Source organism: Belnapia sp. F-4-1 (assembly GCF_000802185.1).
Lineage (GTDB): Bacteria > Pseudomonadota > Alphaproteobacteria > Acetobacterales > Acetobacteraceae > Belnapia.
The window spans coordinates 26,617-45,853 of the sequence record NZ_KN676114.1 but is presented as its reverse complement, the minus strand read 5'-3'; the positions used below and the strand labels follow the sequence as shown (position 1 = coordinate 45,853).

The following is a 19,237-nucleotide window of genomic DNA, read 5'->3' as shown; positions in this document are numbered from 1 at the left end:
CAACCGGGCGACCCATGCACCAAGGTCAGAACTGCCATCAAGGGACGGGGCTCCTGACCGCTCAGCCCAGAGAGGCGGCGACAGCAATCGTGATCGCCGCCGCCTTCTGATGCAGCCGCTATTCAGGATGCGCGTGCCGCCATAGCCTTCTCGGGGTTGAAGCCATCGAAGTTTTCGAAGACACCCATGAAGCCGGGGAGGGTCGCCTCGCGCGCCCAATCCCGTTGGAGTTCGCAATACATCTGGACGCGGCTGATCAGCTTGGCACCCGCCTGCTCGATGCGACGCAGCGCCGTATCGTGCGCGACGACCGACGTGCCGCCCACAGCGTCCACGGGGACATAAACCTCGTAGCCTTCCTGTATCGCGTCGAGCGCAGGGAACGCCAAGCAAACTTCGGTCCACAGCGCGGTCATGATGAGCTTTCGGCGGCCGAGCGCCTTGACCGCCTGCTTGAAGCCAAGGTCCTCCCAGGCGTTGACTGTCGTCCTGTCATAGACCGGCAGATGCCCGATGATTCCCTGGAGTTCCTGGATCGGCGGCTTGTTACGGCCTGTCTCGACATTGACCGTCGAGTGGATGATCGGGAGCTTGTAGTTAACTGCTGCCCTGGTGGTGCTCACGATGTTGAACGCCAGTTCCTCGCGCGACATCGAACGGATTGAGGAGACCTGGACCGGCTGGTAGTCGATGATGACGAGTGCCGAGTTCTCAGGCGTGAGAAGATGGTCGGTCTGAGGGTTGCGGATCGGCTCGCTTGTCATGGGTAGGTCTCCTTCTCGGTTGAAGTGGAAGTCAGCTCAGGCCGGCCAACTTCAGGCGAAGTGGGTGAGGCGAACTGCTTGGGCACGATCTACGCCATTCATCGTTCTCGAGAAGGCACCGCATGGAGCACAAACTGTTCTGCTGCCGTGCCCTTCACATTGATATTCGGTTCCCACGCGCTCAAACTGCGTCGATGGCCGATCGGTTCGAAGATCTACGAGCGTTGGTTGCGGTCGTATCTGGCGGCGGATTTGCTGCGGGAGCGGAGCGCCTCGGCGTCGCCAAATCAGCGGTGAGCCGCCGCATCCGTGAACTTGAGGATCGGCTCGGCGCGAGGCTGTTCGACCGGACGACGCGTCGTATCCAGCTTACCGAGACCGGCCGCGAGTTCCATGATCGTGCGGTCGAGCTTCTGGCAGGGCTCGGCGAAGCAGAGGAGGCGGCATCAAGCGCAAGCGGCCAGTTGAGGGGCCGCATCCGTGTTGCTGCGCCGGTCTCGTTCACCACGCATTGCTTGGCCCCGGTAGTTGGCCGCTTTCTGGAACGTCATCCTGCCGTCACGCTGTCGATCGACACAGACGACCGCATGGTCGATTTGGTGCGCGACGGCTTTGATCTTGCAATCCGCATCGCGCGGCTACCTGACTCGTCGCTTGTGGCGCGCCGTCTCGCCACCATTCGGCACGCCTGTGTTGCCAGCCCCGCGCTGCTCGAGCGTCTCGGGACGCCGCAAAGGCCTGAGGACCTCTCACGCTTTCCCGGGGTGGCCTACTCGAACGTCGAGGAAGCCTCCTATTGGCGGTTCGCCGACAACGTCGTGCCGTCCGTGACCAGCCAGATTGACTTCGCAAACGGCGATGCCGTCCGGGAGGCGGCCATTGCCGGACTTGGCGTAGCGGTGCTTCCGACGTTCATTGCCCACGACGCGGTGAGGCGCGGCGCGCTTTCGATCGTGCTCGCAAAGCACATGCGACCGCCGATCGCAATGCATGCGCTGCACCCATCGATGCGCAACCAGACAGCGCGGGTGCGCGCGTTCATCGACTTCCTGGTCGATGCATTTGGCGATCCGTTTTGGGATCGAGAGCTGTTCAACTGCCTAACCGAAAACCAGTCGCCGTAGCTGCAGAGTGCACCGTCGCTCTCGTCACTGCGATAAAAGGAATGCTGGCGTCGCATGTCTTTCACCTGAGAGCTGTCAGCCTCTTTTGCACAACAAGCGGCTATATGCCGTCTGGATGGCGATGCCCGCTTTCCAAAAGGCGACAACGCCGAGCGAACGGCCGGGATGGGTGTGACCAGCCCCCATAGGGTGGTCCATCTGCAATCTAGTGGAGCATGACGGTAGGTGGTGCTGAGCCGGTCGGGTTTGGGCCGCGGAGCGGCACCGTTCGTCCTTGCATAATCACCTCAGGAGCAGGTGGCCGATACCTCAGGGCGCTGTGCGGCCGTACGGTGTTGAAGCGCTGGCGCCATTGTTCGATCAGCACCTGGGCTTCTTTAAGCGTGTTGGACACCTCGGTGTTCAGTAGCTCGTTGCGCAGTTTGCCGTTGAAGCTTTCCACGTATCCGTTCTTCTCTAATCGTGGGCACGTGCGTCAAGCAGTGGTGCTGTCGCGCGTGGGTTTCACGCTTCTCTTCGGGGTCGGCGCACCGGCCGCCCCAGGATGGGGTTCTAAAGGGGGGGGGCGGGACCAATCTCCCTTACGCGCCCTCGGCACCCAGGGATGCCCGGAGCAGGAACGGCTTCGTCCTCGCTTCACCCTCGTCCCCACGGGGACACCACTCCGCGACGCGCGCGGATCTCGTTGGAGCGGCTGGTCCGATTACGCGGCGGCGGCCCTCCCGAGCGGCTGGAACGTGGTCCCGTCGGACCACATGCGGTGCAGGACCACAGCCAGGCGACGCGCGAGCGCCACACGGGCCTTCTGCAGACCACGACGCTGCGCGATCGCCAGGGCCCAACTGCGCAGAGCCGAGGGCTTGCTCGCGTGCACCAGCATGCTGGTGGCAGCCTCGTATAGGGCGTGCCTGGTGAGGACGTCCCCGGTCTTGGCAATCGCACCCGAGCGGTCTGTCTCGCCTGACTGGTACCGGCGTGGTGTCAGGCCGAAGTGGGCCCCCACGTCCTTGGAGCGGGTGAACCGGTCGGCCCTGTCGACCGTGGCCCGGAAGGCCAGTGCCGTGATCGGTCCCACCCCCGGCACTGTCATCAGCCTGCGACAGACCTCCTCCTCTCGGACAGCCTGCAGCACCAGGCGATGCAGAACGTCTCGCTGCGCCAGGAGTGCGGCTTGGACCACCAGCACGGGCTCGATGACCTGCAGCAGCTTGGGCTGGTCAGCGAGCAGCTCGCGGATGCGGCCCGCGAACCCGGCGCGACCGACACGCCCGATCCGGATCCCAAAGCCGCGCAGTGTGCCGCGGATCTCGGCCTCGACGTCGATCAGCTTGCTCACAAGCAGGCGGCGCTGGGTCAGCAGCAGGCGCCACTCCTGGGCCTGCCGCGTCTTGACGTGCACGGCGCGGAACCATCCCGTGCGCATGAGCTGGGCGATTCCACGCGCATCGCCGCGGTCGGTCTTGACCGGCATCGCCCCAATCACCGCCTTGGTATGGCGTGTCTCGATGCAGATGGCAGGCAGGCCTGAGGCCATCAGCCCGGCGTAGAGCCACTGCGAGAGCGGGCCCGCCTCCAGGCCGAGCCGTGCGACGGAAACACCTGCCCGACAAAGGCAGGCTGCGATCGCGGCCGGATCGGTGTCTACTTTCGTCTCGCAGACAACCTGGCCAGCGCCGTCGAGGACGCACAGGCTCGTCTGGTCCAGAGAGACGTCGAGGCCAACATAGTGCTGGTTCATCCTGGAAGCCTTTCGGGTGAGTGGAGCAGTCCGGAGAGGTTGCCCGCCTCCAGACCGATTACGCCATCTCCCACGGGCTCGCCTTCTCGATATAGGCCGTCTTGGCGTCGACGCCGGCGATCCAGGCCTTCACCGCCTTGGCGACGAACTCCGGCCCCTGGTCCGACCGGATGTGCGCCGGCGTCCCGTGCGCTAAGAACAGGTCAGCCAACACGTCCATCACGTCGGTCGAGCTGAGGCTGCGCGCAAAGCGGATCGCCAGCGCCTCGCGCGTGAACTCGTCCACCACGCAGAGCATCCGAAACTTCCGGCCATCCCGGCTGCGGTCCTCGACGAAGTCATACGCCCAGACTTGCCGGGGCCTCTCCGGCCGCAACCGGATGCACGAGCCATCCGTCAGCCACAGCCTAGCGCGCCTCGGCTGCCGCTCCAGCAACTTCAGCCCCTCCGGCATTGCCAACTTGTCTGCTCTACAGCGGCGCTGGGACGCATTGCGTGACCGCATGCGTCGTCACACCGCCGACCGGGCGCAGGTCTCCTGCTGCGAGACGCCGAAAGCCTCGGCGCGGGCATGCTGATACTGGGCAGCGCTCATGAGGTGCCGTTGCGGTCGGAAGTGACCGTAGATCATGCTGTGCGGCGACAGGAACCGCTGTGCCTGCCGAGGCGACTTGAAGCGCTGCATCTGGCGCTCCCAGCGCCGGGTCGGGCGATGTGAGTTCTCGGCACGATTGTTGAGGTATCGGCTGGTCCGATGTCGTACATCGGGCAGGATCTCGCGCTTTGCCGCGCCGTAGCTGCGCAGGCCATCGGTGACGATGCGCTTCGGCTGTACTTCAGGCCGGCCAGCAGGTATTTGAAGAAGCGTTTGGCCGCAGTTGCGTTCCGCCGGCCCTGCACCAGGATGTCGAGCACCACCCCGTGCTGATCCACCGCGCGCCAGAGGTAGTGCAGCACACCGTTGATCCGCAGGAAGACCTCATCCAAGTGCCAGGTGTCCCCCAGCCGTGGCCGTCGCTTACGCAGCCTTGTGGCGAAATCGGTCCCGAACTTCAGGACCCAGCGCCGGATGCTTTCGTGGGTGACCATGATCCCGCGCTCCGCCAGGATCAGCTCGACGTCCCGCAGGCTCAGGCTGAAGACATGATAAAGCCGTACAGCATGGCTGATGATCTCGGCCGGGAAGCGATAAGCGGGATAGGCATCGAAGTTTGGCATCATCAACCCGGCTTGGCCCAGCCGTTTCATTCCGGCTATAGCCCGCCAACGTGGCGATGCCCAGCAAGCACGTCACACAACGACAATGAGGAACTTACCGCCGACTTGTAAGCCACGGCTGCTCCGTCGCGGTGTAGACACATGTCCTACGCTCACCAACTAATGGGGCGTTTGATGCCTTCGGCTTAGTGTTGACTGAATTGACAAAGAGGCTCGACGTGAACACGATTTCTATGCGCGTCCTTTGAAGAATGGTAATATTCATCCCATGCGGATTGCCTATCTCGTCGACAGGTTTCCTTCGTTGTCGGAAACCTTCATCGCCCATGAAGTCATCGACATGATCGATGCGGGCGCGGATATCCGCGTGCTCTCGCTCGGAAGGCCGAAGGACAGCTTCGCTTTGCCAGAGCACGTGAAGGCGCTGGATATCGTGACCTACTTCCCATTTCCCTCGCCCAGTCGTCGCAAGAAAGTTCGCGACATGGCGATGGCAGGGTTGCGCATGATCCGTAGGGGGCAACTCAGGAACTTGCGCCGATGCCTGTTCGACAGGGAGAATGGCGGTTTTTCTCGTCACGAGATGCTGCTGCTCGCAGATGCGGTCAACGATCCTAGGTGGAGGCCCCAAATCATCCACTGCCACTTCGGGACCGTTGGCCGGCTGGCAGCGATGATGAAGCACAAGGGCCTAACGCGGGCAAAGATCACCACGACTCTGCATGGTTATGACATCTCGAAGTACATGCGCCAGAACCCCGATGGCATCTACGACCTGCTAATCCGCGAGGCGGAGCACATCTTCACGGTCTGCGAGGTGTTCCTGAGCCGAATCCGGGCCCTCGGTGCCCCGAAGGAGAAGACGTCAGTTCTCCATATGGGGGTCGATTACGACGGCCTCATCGCCTGCGCCGCGCCGAGGCGGTGGGATGCCTTTGTTCATTGGATCTCAGTCGGACGGATGACGGAGAAGAAGGGGCATGAATACGCGATTCGCGGCTTTGCCCAAGCACTGCGAGCCAATCCCAAGCTTCGGATGACCTTCAGCATTGTTGGAGATGGCCCACTTTTGCCAAAGATGAAGGCCTTGGTCGAGCAACTTGGCATGGAGCAGCACATCAGGCTGCTGGGCGCGGTGCAACACGATGAAGTCCAGGCAATGCTGGCCCAGGCGGATGGGTTCATCCTGCACAGCGTCGCGGCCGAAGACGGCGACATGGAGGGCATTCCGGTGGCACTGATGGAGGCCATGGCGCAGGGGCTTCCGGTGGTCACCACCCGTCACAGCGGCATCCCCGAGTTGGTGGAGCATGAGGTCACTGGCTTCCTAGTCGAGGAGCGGAACGAGGCCGCCCTGGCGAAGATCTTGGGCGATATCGGAACGCAGCGCCCGGATCTGTCGAAACTCGTCGAGGCTGCGCGGATGACGGTCAAGCGCGATTTCAACCGTAAGACACAGGCGCAGCGACTCTACGGGTTTTTCGAGACAATTCTCGGAGCACGTCTGGGAACAGGCTGAACCGCGCAGTTGGGGCGTGGCGGCGGGGCACGTTCGTCGTGGTCAACTTGCCCGACCTGAACGCCACACTGATGGGGTGACCTGCTTAGAGCCCTTTTGAAAAATCAGGGATGAGCGTTTCGGCGCAGTAGGATGGCGGCCATGGCGATGAGAATCATGGCCTCGGAGACGTCGAGGCGCTGTTCGTAGTAGCGGACGAGACGGCGCCAGCGTGTCATCCAGCCAAAAGTGCGTTCCACGACCCAGCGACGCGGCAGGACTTTGAAGCCGGGTTCGCTATCGCAGCGGCGGACGATCTCGATTGTGAAGTCGAGGAAGGCCGCTTTGTCCATGAGCTTCAGCCGGTCATAGGCGCCGTCGGCGAACATGTGCTTGACCCAGGGCCAGCGCTTGCGGATGCCGTCCAGGATCGTCTGGGCTCCGGCACGGTCGGAGATGTCGGTTGTCGTCAGGTTGACCATCAACAGCCGTCCGTCAGTATCGACCGCGATGTGGCGCTTGCGGCCCATAACCTTCTTGCCGGCGTCATAGCCTCGCCGCGCTCCGGCGGTCGGAGCCTTGACCGACTAGCGGTCGTTGACCCCGGCGGACGGGCTCGCCTCGCGTCCTGCTCGCTCCCGGTCATACATGCGATAAGGCGCGCTTACCGCAAGTGACGCAAGGCTTGCCGCAATCCCGGGTAACCGCCAAAATCCAGGCCTGACCGGGGGCGGGCAGGGGGACCATGAGCGAGGCAGCCGCCGATGCCGGGCCACAGCTCCGACCTCGACCGAACTCTCGAAAACTGGTCGCCGCCTGCGGCGGTGACCCAGCTGGCCCCTGCGACCGTGCCCTACTGTTGCTGGGCTTTGCCGGGGCGCCGCTCTGGGCCGATCGGCATCGACCGTGAGTATTTGCGCTTCACCAGCGAAGGACTCCGCCTGACGCTGCCGAATCTCAAGACGGATTAGGAAGTGAGAGGACTTGAGCTCGGCGTCACCCGTGACAAGCGGGCCGAGACCTGCCCGGTGCACACGCTGAGGCTTGGCTCGCCGCCTTGGCTTGGGTGAAGCGGATTGGGCCGGTTTTCGTCACCATGTCATCGGGAGAGCCCGTAAGCTGTGCCGCACGCTACGGGTAGTGCGATTCATGTCCAGCTTGAGCGGTTGGCACCCTTCTACAATCGCATGTCTGTTACTCCTGCCATGGCCAAGTCCGCTCGTCGCGCTTTGCCTACGTCTTTAGCATTTACCGAAGTTCTTTGCGAAAATGCGCACCTCTCTGCAGACGCCTCAATCCCCGAGCAGGCATATTTTTGCAAAGAGCTGCGTATGGTATTAACTAGCGTGGAGAGATCGCGCTTTAGTTTTATAAATCCCCTTCGCGCCGCTCATTTGGTTCAGGGATGTGTTGTACGAATTAGGTAGCGGATCATTGCATCTTTTACCAATATTCTAGAACTCCGGCAGCGCATCCATTACGCCTAGTTTACAGTCTTGCGCCTTTGCCCAACCTGAAATTAATAAAGGATCAGAAAATGGCTGGTGAGGAGAAGGTTATGGAAGCGCTTCGCGACAAAGTCGCGGAGGAGCTAATGAAAGCTGCATACGCGTCTAAAGCGTTTGACAAAAACAGTCCTCAAGACATTCTCGTTCTGACGGCATTGACGGAATTAACTTATGGAACGTTAGTTTTCATTGTGGAAACGGCGAAGTCTGGCGGAAAAATTGATAAAGCCTCCGTCACTGCATATCTAGTCAAACGGTTTTCAAGTCAATTTAAGATGCTTGATAGCAAGGCTATCGATTGCGCATTCGCTCTTGGTAGTTTCGCGATAGATGCCGCAGTTCTCGGGCCAATTATTATGGGAGCTTACACCGCTAGTTCTACATTCGCCGCATCCGGTATGGGTGCTCCAGTCGCATTACCAGTACTTGTCTCGGCGTTAGTGGCGTCTGCTTATTTGGTTCAGCAGTCACTTGATGCGAGCAAGACATGCACAGGCGCTATTGTTGAAATAAATCAAAAATTGAAAGAAAAACCGGCAACAGGTACAGTCTTGCGTATAGACGCACCGATGCTTTCAGAAAATGCAGTAAAACTATTTGAAAATCTAGCAAAAAAAGATCCGAGTGCGCTTCAAGCATGCCCAGTGAAATGACATGACGGTCGCGTCGAACCTTTATTGGTAGGATTGGTAGGCTATGTGACACGTTTGTCGTCATGGTTTTGTACTTGGTACGGCACCGTTAGGCTGAGTGATGCGAAGTCGATGCTCCTACGGCCGACTCAATGAGCACGTGATAATCCGGTTTATCGCGTGCAGATTATTGAGAACGCTAGGATGCAAAAAGTCTCTTCAAAGCACTATAGCGATTATATACAACCATTGTGTGCGCAAGAGACAAATGCGGTTTAACTTGCCGCAAAAGGAATTCCCTGATGGCCGCCATAACACATCCTGTTTCAATTGCCCTTCCCGTTCCCTGGAAAGAGCAAAACTATGTCCTTCCCCCGCTTCTGCCATTGACATTCCTAGTTGGGCCTAACGGCAGCGGCAAATCACGCTTTGCCGAAAGTCTCAAGAACCATCTTCAGACATGTCGTCTACTCGGTACTGATCGCTTGGATGGAATGCAGCGGAACAGAGGCCTTGGGGTGTACGGCGATAATTTTGCGGAAGGTTTACCAAAACAGTATTTCCAGCACTTCCAAAGTTTTTCACTCCTTACTGGTTCGGGAATCGATACGATTCCACTTTTAGCAGAAAGATTAGACATAAGAGTCAAAGTTGAGGCTACCTTAAGTCATCTATTTGACAGAACCATCAGTCTCGAATGGAATTCTGGAAACCTTATGCCAAAAGCATTTTTGGGAGTTGGGGGCGCAGCTTATAGGCTAGATAGCGATGAATGTCATGGCATCAAAGAGCTGCTTGTCATGCTTACGCATCTCTATAACGATGAAAGCCAATTCCTCATCATTGATGAGCCAGAATTGAATCTGCACCCGCAGTTCCAAGCATTTTTCATGCAAGAAGTCAGGAAGGTGGCGGGCAATCCAAAAGTGGAGCCAGGAAAGAAAGGTATTATCCTGATTACGCACTCACCTTTCATCTTAGATTTCAGGAGTATTTTTGAACTTCAATCTGTAATTAGCTTTAGCATAGACCATCTTCCTCCTCGCAATCTACTGACGCTGGATCAAAGGTCGATTGAGAGTCTCACGACTTTAGTGTCTCGAATAAATGTTCATCACAAACAATTTTTCTTCTCAGATAATCCTGTCTTTGTTGAAGGAATTTTCGACTCACAGATAATACAAGCCATTCAAGATGCTCGTGATGTGTCTGTGCCAGGCGCTGGTAGCTGTATTATCGAGGCCGGTGGGTGTGATGAAGTAAATAAATATCTATTGCTTTGCGAAAAACTCGGAAAAAAGGCGTTTTTCATTTACGATCTCGACAGCCTTTTTACAGGAACACTTCGAGGATGCATTCGGAATGATACAGAGGTTAGCAGCTTTCTTTCGAGCCTAGGCCTTGGTTCAGACTTCTCCCAATACTGTGGCGATCTAGACCGCGTTCTTACAAAGATGGTTAAAGATTTTATTGCCGCGTCTGCAAATCTAGAGCTGAAAGATGTTTATGATAACTCCCTCGCAGGGTTGCTTAATTATTTGAAAAAATTACCGGTCGATAATAACGGAAATTATGCTGGCGAAGCGCTGCAGCGCGCACGAATTGCTGTTTTAGTCCAGTTGGCGCGAGATCAAGATGCACTCGGCAAAGTGTTTCCAGCGCAAAGGCTCAGTGAGGTTAATGGTCGTCTAAAGCAAATTGCAAATGCACTTGCACAGAAAAATGTCCTTTTACTCACTAAGGGAGCGTTAGAAAATTATCTGCCATCGTATGATGGGAACCCATTCCGTATTGATGAGGGGCAAAAGCGACGCACAGTAGAAAAAGAAATTCTTTATCTTTCGAGTAAGCCTACGGATGATGAGCTGTTTGAACGTTATGGGGAGCTCCTCGAAAACATAAAGAAGCTTCCAGCAAAAGAAGAAGTCAACTTTGATGAATTTCTAATGCCAATATTGGGGCAGCTCATATTAGATTTTCAGCAGCTTACACTCAAACGGCCGCTTTGGTCCCTCGATCAAATGCGAGCTCAGTTATTTCAAGCGGCAGATGGAAGAGGCAGAATTTTTGAAATTGATGAATTTGAGCGTGGAGCAGGTACAGACTTTGCGGCCAAAATTGTCATTAAGCCGGGGCCTTCAGTATCTAGGCGGCACGTTATAATTTCACATAAAACGAATGCCGGAATGAGAGATTTTAAAATCATCAATGAGGGTGAGCCCTCCAGCTAATTGCCCTAATTTCGCTATGAAGAGTTCTCTACAAAGAACTTAGTAGGATTTTGCGAATGGTTTCTGGGTGCCAGGTTTGTCCTCTTAGCGGTGGCACACCTTTTGTTACTAAGGCTGCGGCAATCGCTCGTAAGCTGGCCCCCTCTCCTCGCATTTGTTGGATGATTGGCAGCGCTATGGACCGCGTTGGTGCTTCCTTCATATTCAGAGCGGCACGTCCTCGCGCAGCTGCGGCAGCGGGATTCGGCCCTCCCAACTTCACGCCTCGCGCTTTGGCAGCTGCTAAGGCCGCCTTCGTGCGGAAGCTGATCTGACGTTGTTCGTGTTCTGCAAAGGCCGACAGCATGTGAAGCATGAGCTTGTCAGCATGGGGATTATCGACCGCGACGAACTCTGCGCCGCTTTCCATCAGCGTTGCAACGAAGGCCACGTTGCGCGCCAGTCGATCAAGCTTAGCGATCACCAAGATTGCTCGCTGGCGGCGACACTGTTCGAGTGCGGCGGCCAACTGGGGCCGGTCGTTCTTCCGCCCGCTCTCGACCTCTACAAACTCTGCTGATAGCTCGCCCCGGCTGACCATGAAGGACGCAACGGCTGCACGTTGTGCATCGAGGCCAAGGCCGCTTCGGCCTTGCCTATCAGTGGATACTCTGTAGTACGCAACGAACCCAACCATTAGCGCTTCGTATCGGAAAAATGCCCCTTTGTCCACTCTCCAACAACCGTTGAAGAGTGGACAGGCTAAGGGGTCGAGTTGAAGACAAGCGATGTGGACTCCCTTAGTGAGGTGGGGATGGGTAGAAACATCTCAGACATGCCAAAGGGCTATGGCCCATGGCTCGCCGGGCTCAAAGCGAAGATCCGCGAGGCCCGCCTGCGGACGGCGCTTGCAGTCAACACTGAGCTCATGGGCCTTTACTGGCGTATTGGGCAGGAGATCCTTGACCGACAGGAACGGGATGGGTGGGGGACCAAGGTTGTCGACCGCTTGGCTATGGACTTACGCGCGGAGTTCGCCGGCATGCATGGCTTCTCGCGGGCCAACCTACTGTATATGCGCGCCTTTGCTGAAGCTTGGCCTGATCCAACAATTGTCCAACGGGTCGTTGGACGATTGCCCTGGGGACAGAACATCGAGCTGCTCACCAAGCTCAAGGATCCAGCCGAGCGCCTTTGGTACGCAGAGGCGACCCTCGAGCATGGTTGGAGCCGTCCGGTCCTCGCTACGCAGATCCAAACCCAGCTACGTGACCGTCAGGGCAAAGCTATTACGAACTTTGACCGGGCGCTGCCGCCTGAGGCATCCGATCTCGCCCAGCAACTCGTGAAAGACCCTTACCAGTTCGATTTCATGGCGCTGTCGCCCGACATCAAGGAGCGCGAACTCGAACGGGCCCTCGTAACCCGGGTGAAGGACCTGTTGCTCGAAATGGGTAAGGGCTTCGCCTTTATCGGCAACCAGCATCACCTCGAGGTGGGCGGGCAGGACTGGTATGTCGACCTGCTCTTCTATCACCGGCGCCTACGCTGCCTGATTGCTGTCGATCTCAAGATCGGCGCCTTCCAGCCTGAACACGCGGGCAAAATGAACTTTTATCTCGCCGCTCTCGACGAGCAGGATCGTGAGCCAGGCGACAATCCTAGTATCGGGCTGATTCTTTGCCGCGAGCGCAACCGGGTGGTGGTCGAATACGCCTTGCGCAGTGTCACAAGCCCGATCGGGGTGGCTGAATACAAACTGTTGGTCGCCGAGGCACTGCCGGCCGCCCTGGCAGAGGCACTACCGACGTCTGAAGATCTGGAGCCTGGGATGACTCTCTTGCCGCCTGGCCAGGATGACGACACCTGACCTCGCTACCAGCTGCCGAAAGGCAAAGCCTCACACCTGAGACGTTCTACTGGCCTAATGTCTGAACTACCTGCTGTCGCATAAGGCAGCACTATGGAAAGGTCAGACCGGTAAATCGGAACAGATATATCTATCCATCGAATTTGCGGACCTTGCGATAAATTAGCTCACAATAAGGCAAATGGGAAAAAAGGACCAGAGCTATGAAGCTCTGGCCAAGTTTGGGAGGAAACGCCAGTCGAATTGCCGCCTAAGCGATGCCCAAGATCGGGCACCTCCGCCGGCGACGGAGCGGAGCAGGGAGCGCTGCCCGAGACGGGCGCGAGATGATCAAACGGCCCAACTGGCGGCGAGAAGGATGTCTGGCATGTCGTCTCTTTCGGATCCCAGAAGCGGGCCGGTTGCCGAGGCAAGCAAAACAGAGGCATAGGCCAGAAGTGCGGCCGCATCCGGAAGGCCGAGGGCCGGCATCGCGGCGGCGATGAAGGTGAGGCTTGCCATCGCCCTCAGCCCCAGGCTGCCAGGTTGGGATCACCGCGCAGCATGGCACGCAGCAAGCGGCTCGCCGCGCTGCCGCCGGAAGCGAGAGCCAGCGCGATGGCGCCGGCCTCGCGAGGCGTGGCGAGGCGGCTGGTCGCCTCGTCGCGCCTCGGGTCGTCCGGCTTTGCCGGTGCGGGGGTCGTCGCTTCGGCCATGCGCCTACTCCGCCGCCTGGCGCAGGCCGCCGGTCGTGGCGGCCAAGGCCTGGTCGAGATCGGCCAGAATGTCCTCGATATGCTCGAGGCCGATCGACAGCCGCACATAGCCGGGCGAGACGCCCGTGGCGCACTGGTCCTCCGGCGAGAGCTGGCTATGCGTCGTGCTCGCCGGATGGATGGCGAGGCTGCGCGCATCGCCGATATTGGCGACGTGGTAGAGCAGCTTCAGCGCATCGATGAAGCGCCGCCCCGCCTCCGCCCCACCCGCAAGCTCGAAGCCGAGCAGCCCGCCGCGTCCGAGCGGCAGGTATTTCGCCACCCGCGCCGCGGCCTCGCCGGTCAGGTGCTTCGGGTGGATGACGCGGGTGACCTCGGGCCTCGCCGCCAGCCAGTCCGCCACCGCCTCGGCATTGCGGCTGTGCTCGCGGATCCGCAGCGGCAGGGTCTCCAGCCCTTGGAGGAAGAGGAAGGCGTTGAAGGGCGAGAGCGAGGCGCCGAGGTCCCGCTGCAGGGTGGTGCGCGCCTTCAGCACATAGGCGATCGGCCCGAGCGGCCGCGCCGCCTCGACCCAGACGGCGCCGTGATAGCTCGGGTCCGGCTGATTCAGGCCCGGCTGCCTGGCCGGATGCGCGACCCAGTCGAAATTGCCGCCATCGACGATGATGCCGCCGATGCTGGTGCCATGGCCGCCGATATATTTGGTCAGCGAATGCACGACGACGGCGGCGCCGTGCTCGAAGGGCCGTATCAGCAGCGGGGCCGCTGTGTTGTCAACGATCAGCGGGATGCCGAGCGGGCGCCCGAGCGCCGCCACCTCGGCGATTGGGAAGGGCTCCAGCTTCGGGTTCGGCAGGGCCTCAGCATACCAGGCGCGGGTGCGGTCGTCGCTGGCGCGGGCGAAGGCCGCCGGATCGGCCGGATCGACGAAGCGCACCTCGATCCCCTGCTCGCGCAGCCGATTGGCGAAGAGGTTCCAGGTGCCGCCGTAGAGATCGGTGCTGCTGACGATGTTGTCGCCGGCCCGGGCCAGGTTCTGAACCGCGAAGGCCGAGGCCGCCTGGCCGGAGCCCACGGCTAGCGCCGCGGCGCCGCCCTCGAGCGCGGCGATACGCTGCTCGAGGACGTCGACGGTGGGGTTGGCGATGCGGGAATAGACATTGCCGACCTCCTCCAGCGCGAAAAGGCGAGCGGCCTGCGTCGTGTCGTCGAATTGGAAGCTCGTGGTCTGCCAGATCGGGACCGCCACGGCATGGGTGCCGGCATCGCGCCGCCAGCCGGCATGAAGGACGAGGGTCTCGGGATGCTGGGTCATGACTGCTGTCTCCTGCGTCGGCGGGTGGGGCTTAGCTTCCCTCGGCGGGGATGCTGCTGGCGAAGGCGCGGCGGCCCTCGAGGTCGCGGGCGAGGCGCAGCGAGGCGGCCTCCCCAGTGAGGAACACCGCCCGGTTGCCATTGCCCTCGGTGAGGGCGCGCATCGCCTCGCTCCGCAGCGCGGTGCCGAGGGCGTCGCCCAGCGCTGCGAGCACGGCGGGCGGCGTGCCGGCCGGGGCGAAGAGGCCATTCCAGATGGCGAAGTCCGGCTCCGTCAGGCCCAGCTCCGCGGTCGCCGGCGTATCCGGCAGTTCCGGCAGGCGGCGACTGCCGATAACGAGCAGCGGCTGCAGCTTGCCGTCGCGGAAGAAGGGTGCGGCGGTGGCGAAGTCAGCCGCGCCAATCTGCACATGGCCGGCGACGAGATCCGTCACCTGCGGCGCGGTGCCGCGGTACGGCACCTTGGTCAGGTCGAGCCGGTAGTGCCGCGCCAGTTGCTCCACCGATTGCTCGGAGACGGAGCCACTTCCGGTGGTGCCGAAGGCGAGGCGTGGCAGCGCCTGATCTCGTGCCTGGCGCAGCAGCGCATCGAAGTCCCGCAGCCCGACGCCCGGATGGGCCCAGAGCACGCTGTAGGATTCGACGAAGAGGCCGACCGGCAGGAAATCGCGCAGCGGATCGAAGCGCGCGGCCTCGCCGAGCGCTACGACGCTGCCGATATAGGCCGTGGTGTTGGCGACCAGCAGGGTGTGGCCATCGGCCGGGCCGCGGGCGACATGCTGGATGCCGACCGTGCCCGAGGCGCCGGCGCGGTTGTCGATCACTACCGGCTGGCCGAGCAGCGGCGCCAGCTCGCGCGCCAAGCCGCGGGCGAAGGTGTCTGTCGGGCCCCCAGCAGGCCAGGGGACGACGATGCGGATGGGGCGGTCTGGCCAGCCGGGCTGGGCGGCCGCCCCGCGTGCCAGCGCCATGGCGCCGGCCGAGGCGAAGAGGCTGCGGCGGTTCAGCATCAGCGTGCCTCCGCCAGCAGGTCGGCATAGTGGCGCCGGGCCACGTCCGGGTGGGAACGCAGCCGGCCTTTCAGCACGTTCTCGCCGACCGAGCGCAGCAGCGGGTTCTCCGGGTCGGCCTCCGGCCCGGTCGCCTCCCGCGCCAGATGCGGCGGAAGGGCGAGCACCGGCACGGTCGCGTCGAGCCGGGCGCCGAGGAAGAAGGCAACGGAGAGCCGGTCCGCCCCGCGCGGACTGAGCACCCGGTGAACCGTGGCCCGCAGGTAGCCGTCCGAAGCAAGCTCCAGCAGCTCGCCGATATTGACGACGAAGCTGCCGGGGATGGGCGTGGCATCGACCCAGCCCTCCCGCGTCTCGACCTGCAGGCCGCCAACCGCGTCCTGCAGCACGAAGCTCAGCAGGCCGCTATCCTTGTGCGGGCCGACGCCCTGCTCGGGCTCGCCCTCGGCGACCGCCGGGTAGCGGATGATCTTCAGGTTCTGCCCCGGCTCCTCGCCGACCAGCGGATGAAAGACATCGGCCGGCTGCTCCAGCGCCTCGGCGAAGGCGCCGAGCAGGCGGAGGCCAAGCCGCGACAACGCCGCCTGCCAGGCCAACAGCGCCGGCCGCAGCGAGGGCTGGGCGGCGGGCCAGAGATTGGGGCCCTGCAACCGGGTCCAGGCCGGCAGGCCGGGGCGTTGCGGCACCGCCTCGCGCTCGGCATGGACGTCGAATTGCTCGCGCCAATCAGGGCGGCTGCGCGTCAGCTCGGCGCCGGCCCGGTTGTAGCCGCGAAAATGCGGCGAATGAACCATCTGGACGGCAAGCTTCTCCGCCTCGGGCAAGGCGAAGAAGCGGTGCGCCTCCTCGACCACCGACCTCTCCAGCTCCGGGTCGACGCCATGGCCGGTGAGAGTGAAGAAGCCCGGGTCGCGCGCGGCGGCGCGCAGCTGGGCGAGGAAGGCGGCGCGGTCCGTTTCCAGGCGGCGGAGGTCGAGCAGCGGTAGGGCGGCCATCGCTCAGCCCCCCGCCGCGGGCGCAAAGCCCAGCTCGATCGTGCGCCGCACATCGACGCGGTCGCGCAGCAGGCCAAATTCCACGGCCTGGTCGGCGGCGTGCTGGAACTCCCGGAGCACCGCCTCGTTGAGCGGCGCCGCGGCCGTCGCCTCGATCTCGTAGGCGCGGCGAAGCGCGGCCTCCGGGATGCGCGTCAGCTCGGAGTTGTACCGGGCATAGTCGTGGATGTGGTCGCGGGCCCAATCCCAGCCCGCGGCGAAGCGGCGGAGGAAGTCGGCGAGCTGCGGCCGCTTGTCGCGGATCGCCTGTTCATGTGCGGAGATGAACATGATGGAGGGCGTGAGCCCACGGCCGTCCAGCAACGTGCGGGCGCCGAATTGCTGCACCTCGACCGAGATGTAGGGCTCCCAGATCGCCCAGGCGTCGACGGCGCCGGAGCGGAAGGCGAGCAGCGCGTCGGTGGGCGGCAGGAAGTTGATGGTCACCGCATCCGGCGCGATGCCGGCCTGCTTCAGCGCGGCGCGGATCAGGTAGTGGCCCCAGCCGCCGCGATTGCCGGCAATGCGCTTCCCATGCAGGTCGGCGATGCTGCGGATGGCGTCGTCCCGCACCAGGATGCCCTGGCCGGCGGGCGAGGGCCTAGCGATGCCGATGCCGCGCAGCGGCGCACCCGAGGCGGCGACGGTGAGGAAGGCGAGGTCGCCCTGATAACCGAGGTCGAGCGCGCCGGCATTCAGCGCCTCGAGCAGCGGCGCGGCGGCCGGGAACTCGCTCCACTCGATGCGGTAGGGCAAATCCTTGGCGACGCCGGAGGCCTCGACGAGCGAGCGGAGCCCGCCCTTCTGGTTGCCGATGCGGAGCACCGGCGCCGCCTGCGCCAGGGCCGGCGCGGCGAGCAGCGTGGCGGCGCCGAGGGCGAGGCCACGGCGGGAGATAGTCGGGGTCATGGTCAGGCCCTCAGGTTGCGGGTGAAGCTGGGATCGACGGCGCGGGCGACGTCGACACGGCCGGGCACGACGCCCCAGGCATGGGCCTGGTCGACGGCCTGCTGGAATTCGCGGATCAGCGCCTCGTCGAGCGGCACGGCGCGGGTCTGGCTCACCTCATAGGCGCGCAGCAGCACCGGCTCCGGCTGGCGGATGATGCGGGCGGTGAGCGCGGCATGGACGGCGCGGTTGGCCTGGGCCCAGTCCCAGGCGCGGGCGTCGCGCCGGACGAAGTCGAGCAACTGGTCGCGCCGTGCGGCCAGCGCGCGGTTGTTGACCGCCAGCACGCTCGCCGAGGGTGTGAGGCCGCGCGCATCGGCCAGGACGCGGGCGCCGAAATTCAGCACTTCGAGCGAGGTGTAGGGTTCCCAGACCGACCAGGCATCGACCTCGCCGGTGCGGAAGGCGAGCGCCGCCTCGGCCGGCAGCAGCCAGGAGAAGCGGACATCCGAGAAGGGAATGCCCGCTTGATGCAGGATCGCCAGCAGGGAGTAGTGCGTCCAGCCGCCGCGTGCCGCGGCGACGCGCTTGCCGCGAAGGTCGGCGACGCTGCGGATGGCGCTGTCGCCGCGCACGACGATGGCCTGGGAGGCGCCGTCCGAGCGCGAGGCGGAGATCGCCGTGATCGGCGCGCCGGAGGAGAAGACGCTGAAGAAATTCAGGTCGCCCATCGTGCCGAGGTCGACGGCATCGGCATTCAGCGCCTCGAGCAGCGGCTGGGCGGCGGGGAACTCGCTCCACTCGATCCGGTAGGGCAGGCCCTCGGCGGCGCCAGAGGCCTCGATCAGCGAGCGCAGCCCGCCTCGCTGGTTGCCGATGCGGAGGGTGGGGCCCGGCTGCGCCAGGGCCGGCGCGGCGAGCAGGGTGGCGGCGCCGAGAAGCGCGCGGCGGGCGATGGTCATGCTGGGGTTCCCATATTGGCGTGGCATGGCGTCAGGCGGCCCTCGCCGCGTCATGGCCGTCCTCGTCCACACCGAGCGTGGCGAGCAGGCGGATGCGGAGCGCGTCGAAGCCGGGCGCAGCGCGGCGGCGCGGGCGCGGCAGATCCACCGCCAGGTCCTGCACGAGCCGGCCTCCGGCGAGGACCAGGACCCGGTCGGCGAGCAGCAGCGCCTCCTCGACGTCATGGGTGACGAGGAGCACCGCCGGGCGATGCGCCTGCCAGAGCTCCGCCACCAGCGACTGCATCCGCAGCCGGGTGAGCGCGTCGAGCGCGGCGAAGGGCTCGTCGAGCAGGAGCAAGTCAGGCTCCCGAACAAGGGCACGGGCCAAGCCGGCGCGCTGCGCCTCGCCGCCCGAGAGCGTCAGCGGCCAGGCCCCGGCGCGGTGCGCCAGCTCGACCTCCCGCAGGGCGGCGAGGGCGCGCTGCCGCACCGCCTCCGCCGCGCCGGGCAGGCCGAGGGCGACGTTGCGCCAGACCGGCTTCCAGGGCAGCAGCCGCGGTTCCTGGAAGACCACGGCGCGGCGGGCGGGAAGCAATGCCTCGCCCTCGGTCACCGGGTCGAGGCCCGCGAGCGTGCGCAGCAGCGTCGTCTTGCCGGAGCCGCTGCGGCCGAGCAGGGCGACGAACTCGCCGGCACCGATCGTGAGGTCCAGCCGGTCCAGCACCGGCGGCGCGTCGGGCCCGTGGAAGCGGCGGGTGAGGTCGCGGAGGCGGAGGATCGGGGCGGCCAT

16 protein-coding genes and 4 pseudogenes are annotated in these 19,237 nt (G+C 62.7%); 5 read left to right on the top strand and 15 right to left on the bottom strand.

Going from position 1 to position 19,237, the window contains the following annotated elements; translation table 11 throughout:
• Nucleotides 1-122: 122 nt before the first annotated feature.
• The gene (locus tag LH62_RS25740) at nt 123-764 is read right to left on the bottom strand and encodes a hydrolase (RefSeq protein ID WP_043366660.1); all 642 of its coding nucleotides are present in this window, start codon (nt 762-764) and stop codon (nt 123-125) included.
• 122 nt (nt 765-886) lie between these two features.
• Here LH62_RS25740 and LH62_RS25735 point away from each other — a divergent pair, with 122 nt between their 5' ends.
• The gene (locus LH62_RS25735; RefSeq protein ID WP_201445655.1) at nt 887-1,888 is read left to right on the top strand and encodes a LysR family transcriptional regulator; all 1,002 of its coding nucleotides are present in this window, start codon (nt 887-889) and stop codon (nt 1,886-1,888) included.
• A gap of 205 nt (nt 1,889-2,093) precedes the next feature.
• Here LH62_RS25735 and LH62_RS29595 read toward each other — a convergent pair.
• From LH62_RS29595 to LH62_RS25720, 4 genes and pseudogenes are all read right to left on the bottom strand, one after another.
• Nucleotides 2,094-2,342 (bottom strand): annotated as a pseudogene (locus LH62_RS29595) (transposase); the annotation flags it as partial.
• A 249-nt stretch (nt 2,343-2,591) separates the two neighbouring features.
• Nucleotides 2,592-3,626, bottom strand: a complete 1,035-nt coding sequence (locus tag LH62_RS25730) for an IS110 family transposase (RefSeq protein WP_043366656.1) — start codon at nt 3,624-3,626, stop codon at nt 2,592-2,594.
• Nucleotides 3,627-3,693: 67 nt separating this feature from the next.
• Nucleotides 3,694-4,077: pseudogene (locus tag LH62_RS25725) on the bottom strand (DDE-type integrase/transposase/recombinase); the annotation flags it as partial.
• Nucleotides 4,078-4,137: 60 nt separating this feature from the next.
• Nucleotides 4,138-4,847 (bottom strand): annotated as a pseudogene (locus LH62_RS25720) (IS6 family transposase).
• 265 nt (nt 4,848-5,112) lie between these two features.
• Here LH62_RS25720 and LH62_RS25715 point away from each other — a divergent pair.
• The gene (locus LH62_RS25715; protein ID WP_043366655.1) at nt 5,113-6,363 is read left to right on the top strand and encodes a glycosyltransferase; all 1,251 of its coding nucleotides are present in this window, start codon (nt 5,113-5,115) and stop codon (nt 6,361-6,363) included.
• Nucleotides 6,364-6,467: 104 nt separating this feature from the next.
• Here the strand turns inward: LH62_RS25715 and LH62_RS25710 are convergent.
• Nucleotides 6,468-6,992: pseudogene (locus LH62_RS25710) on the bottom strand (IS5 family transposase); the annotation flags it as partial.
• Nucleotides 6,993-7,879: 887 nt separating this feature from the next.
• On the opposite strand from LH62_RS25710, the gene LH62_RS30620 reads away from it, so the two are divergent.
• Together LH62_RS30620 and LH62_RS29590 are read left to right on the top strand one after the other, a co-directional pair.
• Nucleotides 7,880-8,503, top strand: coding sequence for a hypothetical protein (locus LH62_RS30620; protein ID WP_144404695.1), 624 nt, complete (start codon nt 7,880-7,882; stop codon nt 8,501-8,503).
• 281 nt (nt 8,504-8,784) lie between these two features.
• Nucleotides 8,785-10,713, top strand: a complete 1,929-nt coding sequence (locus LH62_RS29590) for an ATP-dependent endonuclease (protein WP_082012943.1) — start codon at nt 8,785-8,787, stop codon at nt 10,711-10,713.
• A 28-nt stretch (nt 10,714-10,741) separates the two neighbouring features.
• Here the strand turns inward: LH62_RS29590 and LH62_RS29585 are convergent, their stop codons facing one another.
• The gene (locus LH62_RS29585; RefSeq protein WP_043366653.1) at nt 10,742-11,389 is read right to left on the bottom strand and encodes a recombinase family protein; all 648 of its coding nucleotides are present in this window, start codon (nt 11,387-11,389) and stop codon (nt 10,742-10,744) included.
• Nucleotides 11,390-11,527: 138 nt separating this feature from the next.
• On the opposite strand from LH62_RS29585, the gene LH62_RS25695 reads away from it, so the two are divergent.
• Entirely contained in the window at nt 11,528-12,562 is a 1,035-nt protein-coding gene (locus LH62_RS25695; RefSeq protein WP_236552697.1) for a YhcG family protein, read from the top strand.
• A 330-nt stretch (nt 12,563-12,892) separates the two neighbouring features.
• Here the strand turns inward: LH62_RS25695 and LH62_RS31315 are convergent, their stop codons facing one another.
• The 8 genes from LH62_RS31315 to LH62_RS25660 are packed head-to-tail and all read right to left on the bottom strand — an operon-like array spanning nt 12,893 to nt 19,237.
• Nucleotides 12,893-13,063 carry a hypothetical protein gene (locus LH62_RS31315; RefSeq protein ID WP_160299893.1) on the bottom strand — a complete coding sequence of 57 codons (171 nt, stop codon included), beginning with the start codon at nt 13,061-13,063 and terminating at the stop codon, nt 12,893-12,895.
• 5 nt (nt 13,064-13,068) lie between these two features.
• Nucleotides 13,069-13,257 carry a hypothetical protein gene (locus LH62_RS25690; protein ID WP_043366652.1) on the bottom strand — a complete coding sequence of 63 codons (189 nt, stop codon included), beginning with the start codon at nt 13,255-13,257 and terminating at the stop codon, nt 13,069-13,071.
• A 4-nt stretch (nt 13,258-13,261) separates the two neighbouring features.
• Nucleotides 13,262-14,572: an O-acetylhomoserine aminocarboxypropyltransferase/cysteine synthase family protein gene (locus tag LH62_RS25685; RefSeq protein ID WP_043366651.1), complete on the bottom strand. Its 1,311-nt coding sequence runs from the start codon at nt 14,570-14,572 to the stop codon at nt 13,262-13,264.
• Nucleotides 14,573-14,603: 31 nt separating this feature from the next.
• Entirely contained in the window at nt 14,604-15,581 is a 978-nt protein-coding gene (locus tag LH62_RS25680; RefSeq protein ID WP_043366650.1) for a tripartite tricarboxylate transporter substrate binding protein, read from the bottom strand.
• Nucleotides 15,581-16,576, bottom strand: a complete 996-nt coding sequence (locus LH62_RS25675; RefSeq protein ID WP_043366649.1) for an isopenicillin N synthase family oxygenase — start codon at nt 16,574-16,576, stop codon at nt 15,581-15,583. Before LH62_RS25675 ends, LH62_RS25680 begins: the two co-directional genes overlap by 1 nt.
• A 3-nt stretch (nt 16,577-16,579) precedes the next feature.
• Nucleotides 16,580-17,524, bottom strand: coding sequence for an ABC transporter substrate-binding protein (locus tag LH62_RS25670; protein WP_043366648.1), 945 nt, complete (start codon nt 17,522-17,524; stop codon nt 16,580-16,582).
• 2 nt (nt 17,525-17,526) lie between these two features.
• The gene (locus LH62_RS25665; protein ID WP_043366647.1) at nt 17,527-18,465 is read right to left on the bottom strand and encodes an ABC transporter substrate-binding protein; all 939 of its coding nucleotides are present in this window, start codon (nt 18,463-18,465) and stop codon (nt 17,527-17,529) included.
• Nucleotides 18,466-18,496: 31 nt separating this feature from the next.
• Nucleotides 18,497-19,237, bottom strand: a complete 741-nt coding sequence (locus LH62_RS25660; protein WP_043366645.1) for an ABC transporter ATP-binding protein — start codon at nt 19,235-19,237, stop codon at nt 18,497-18,499.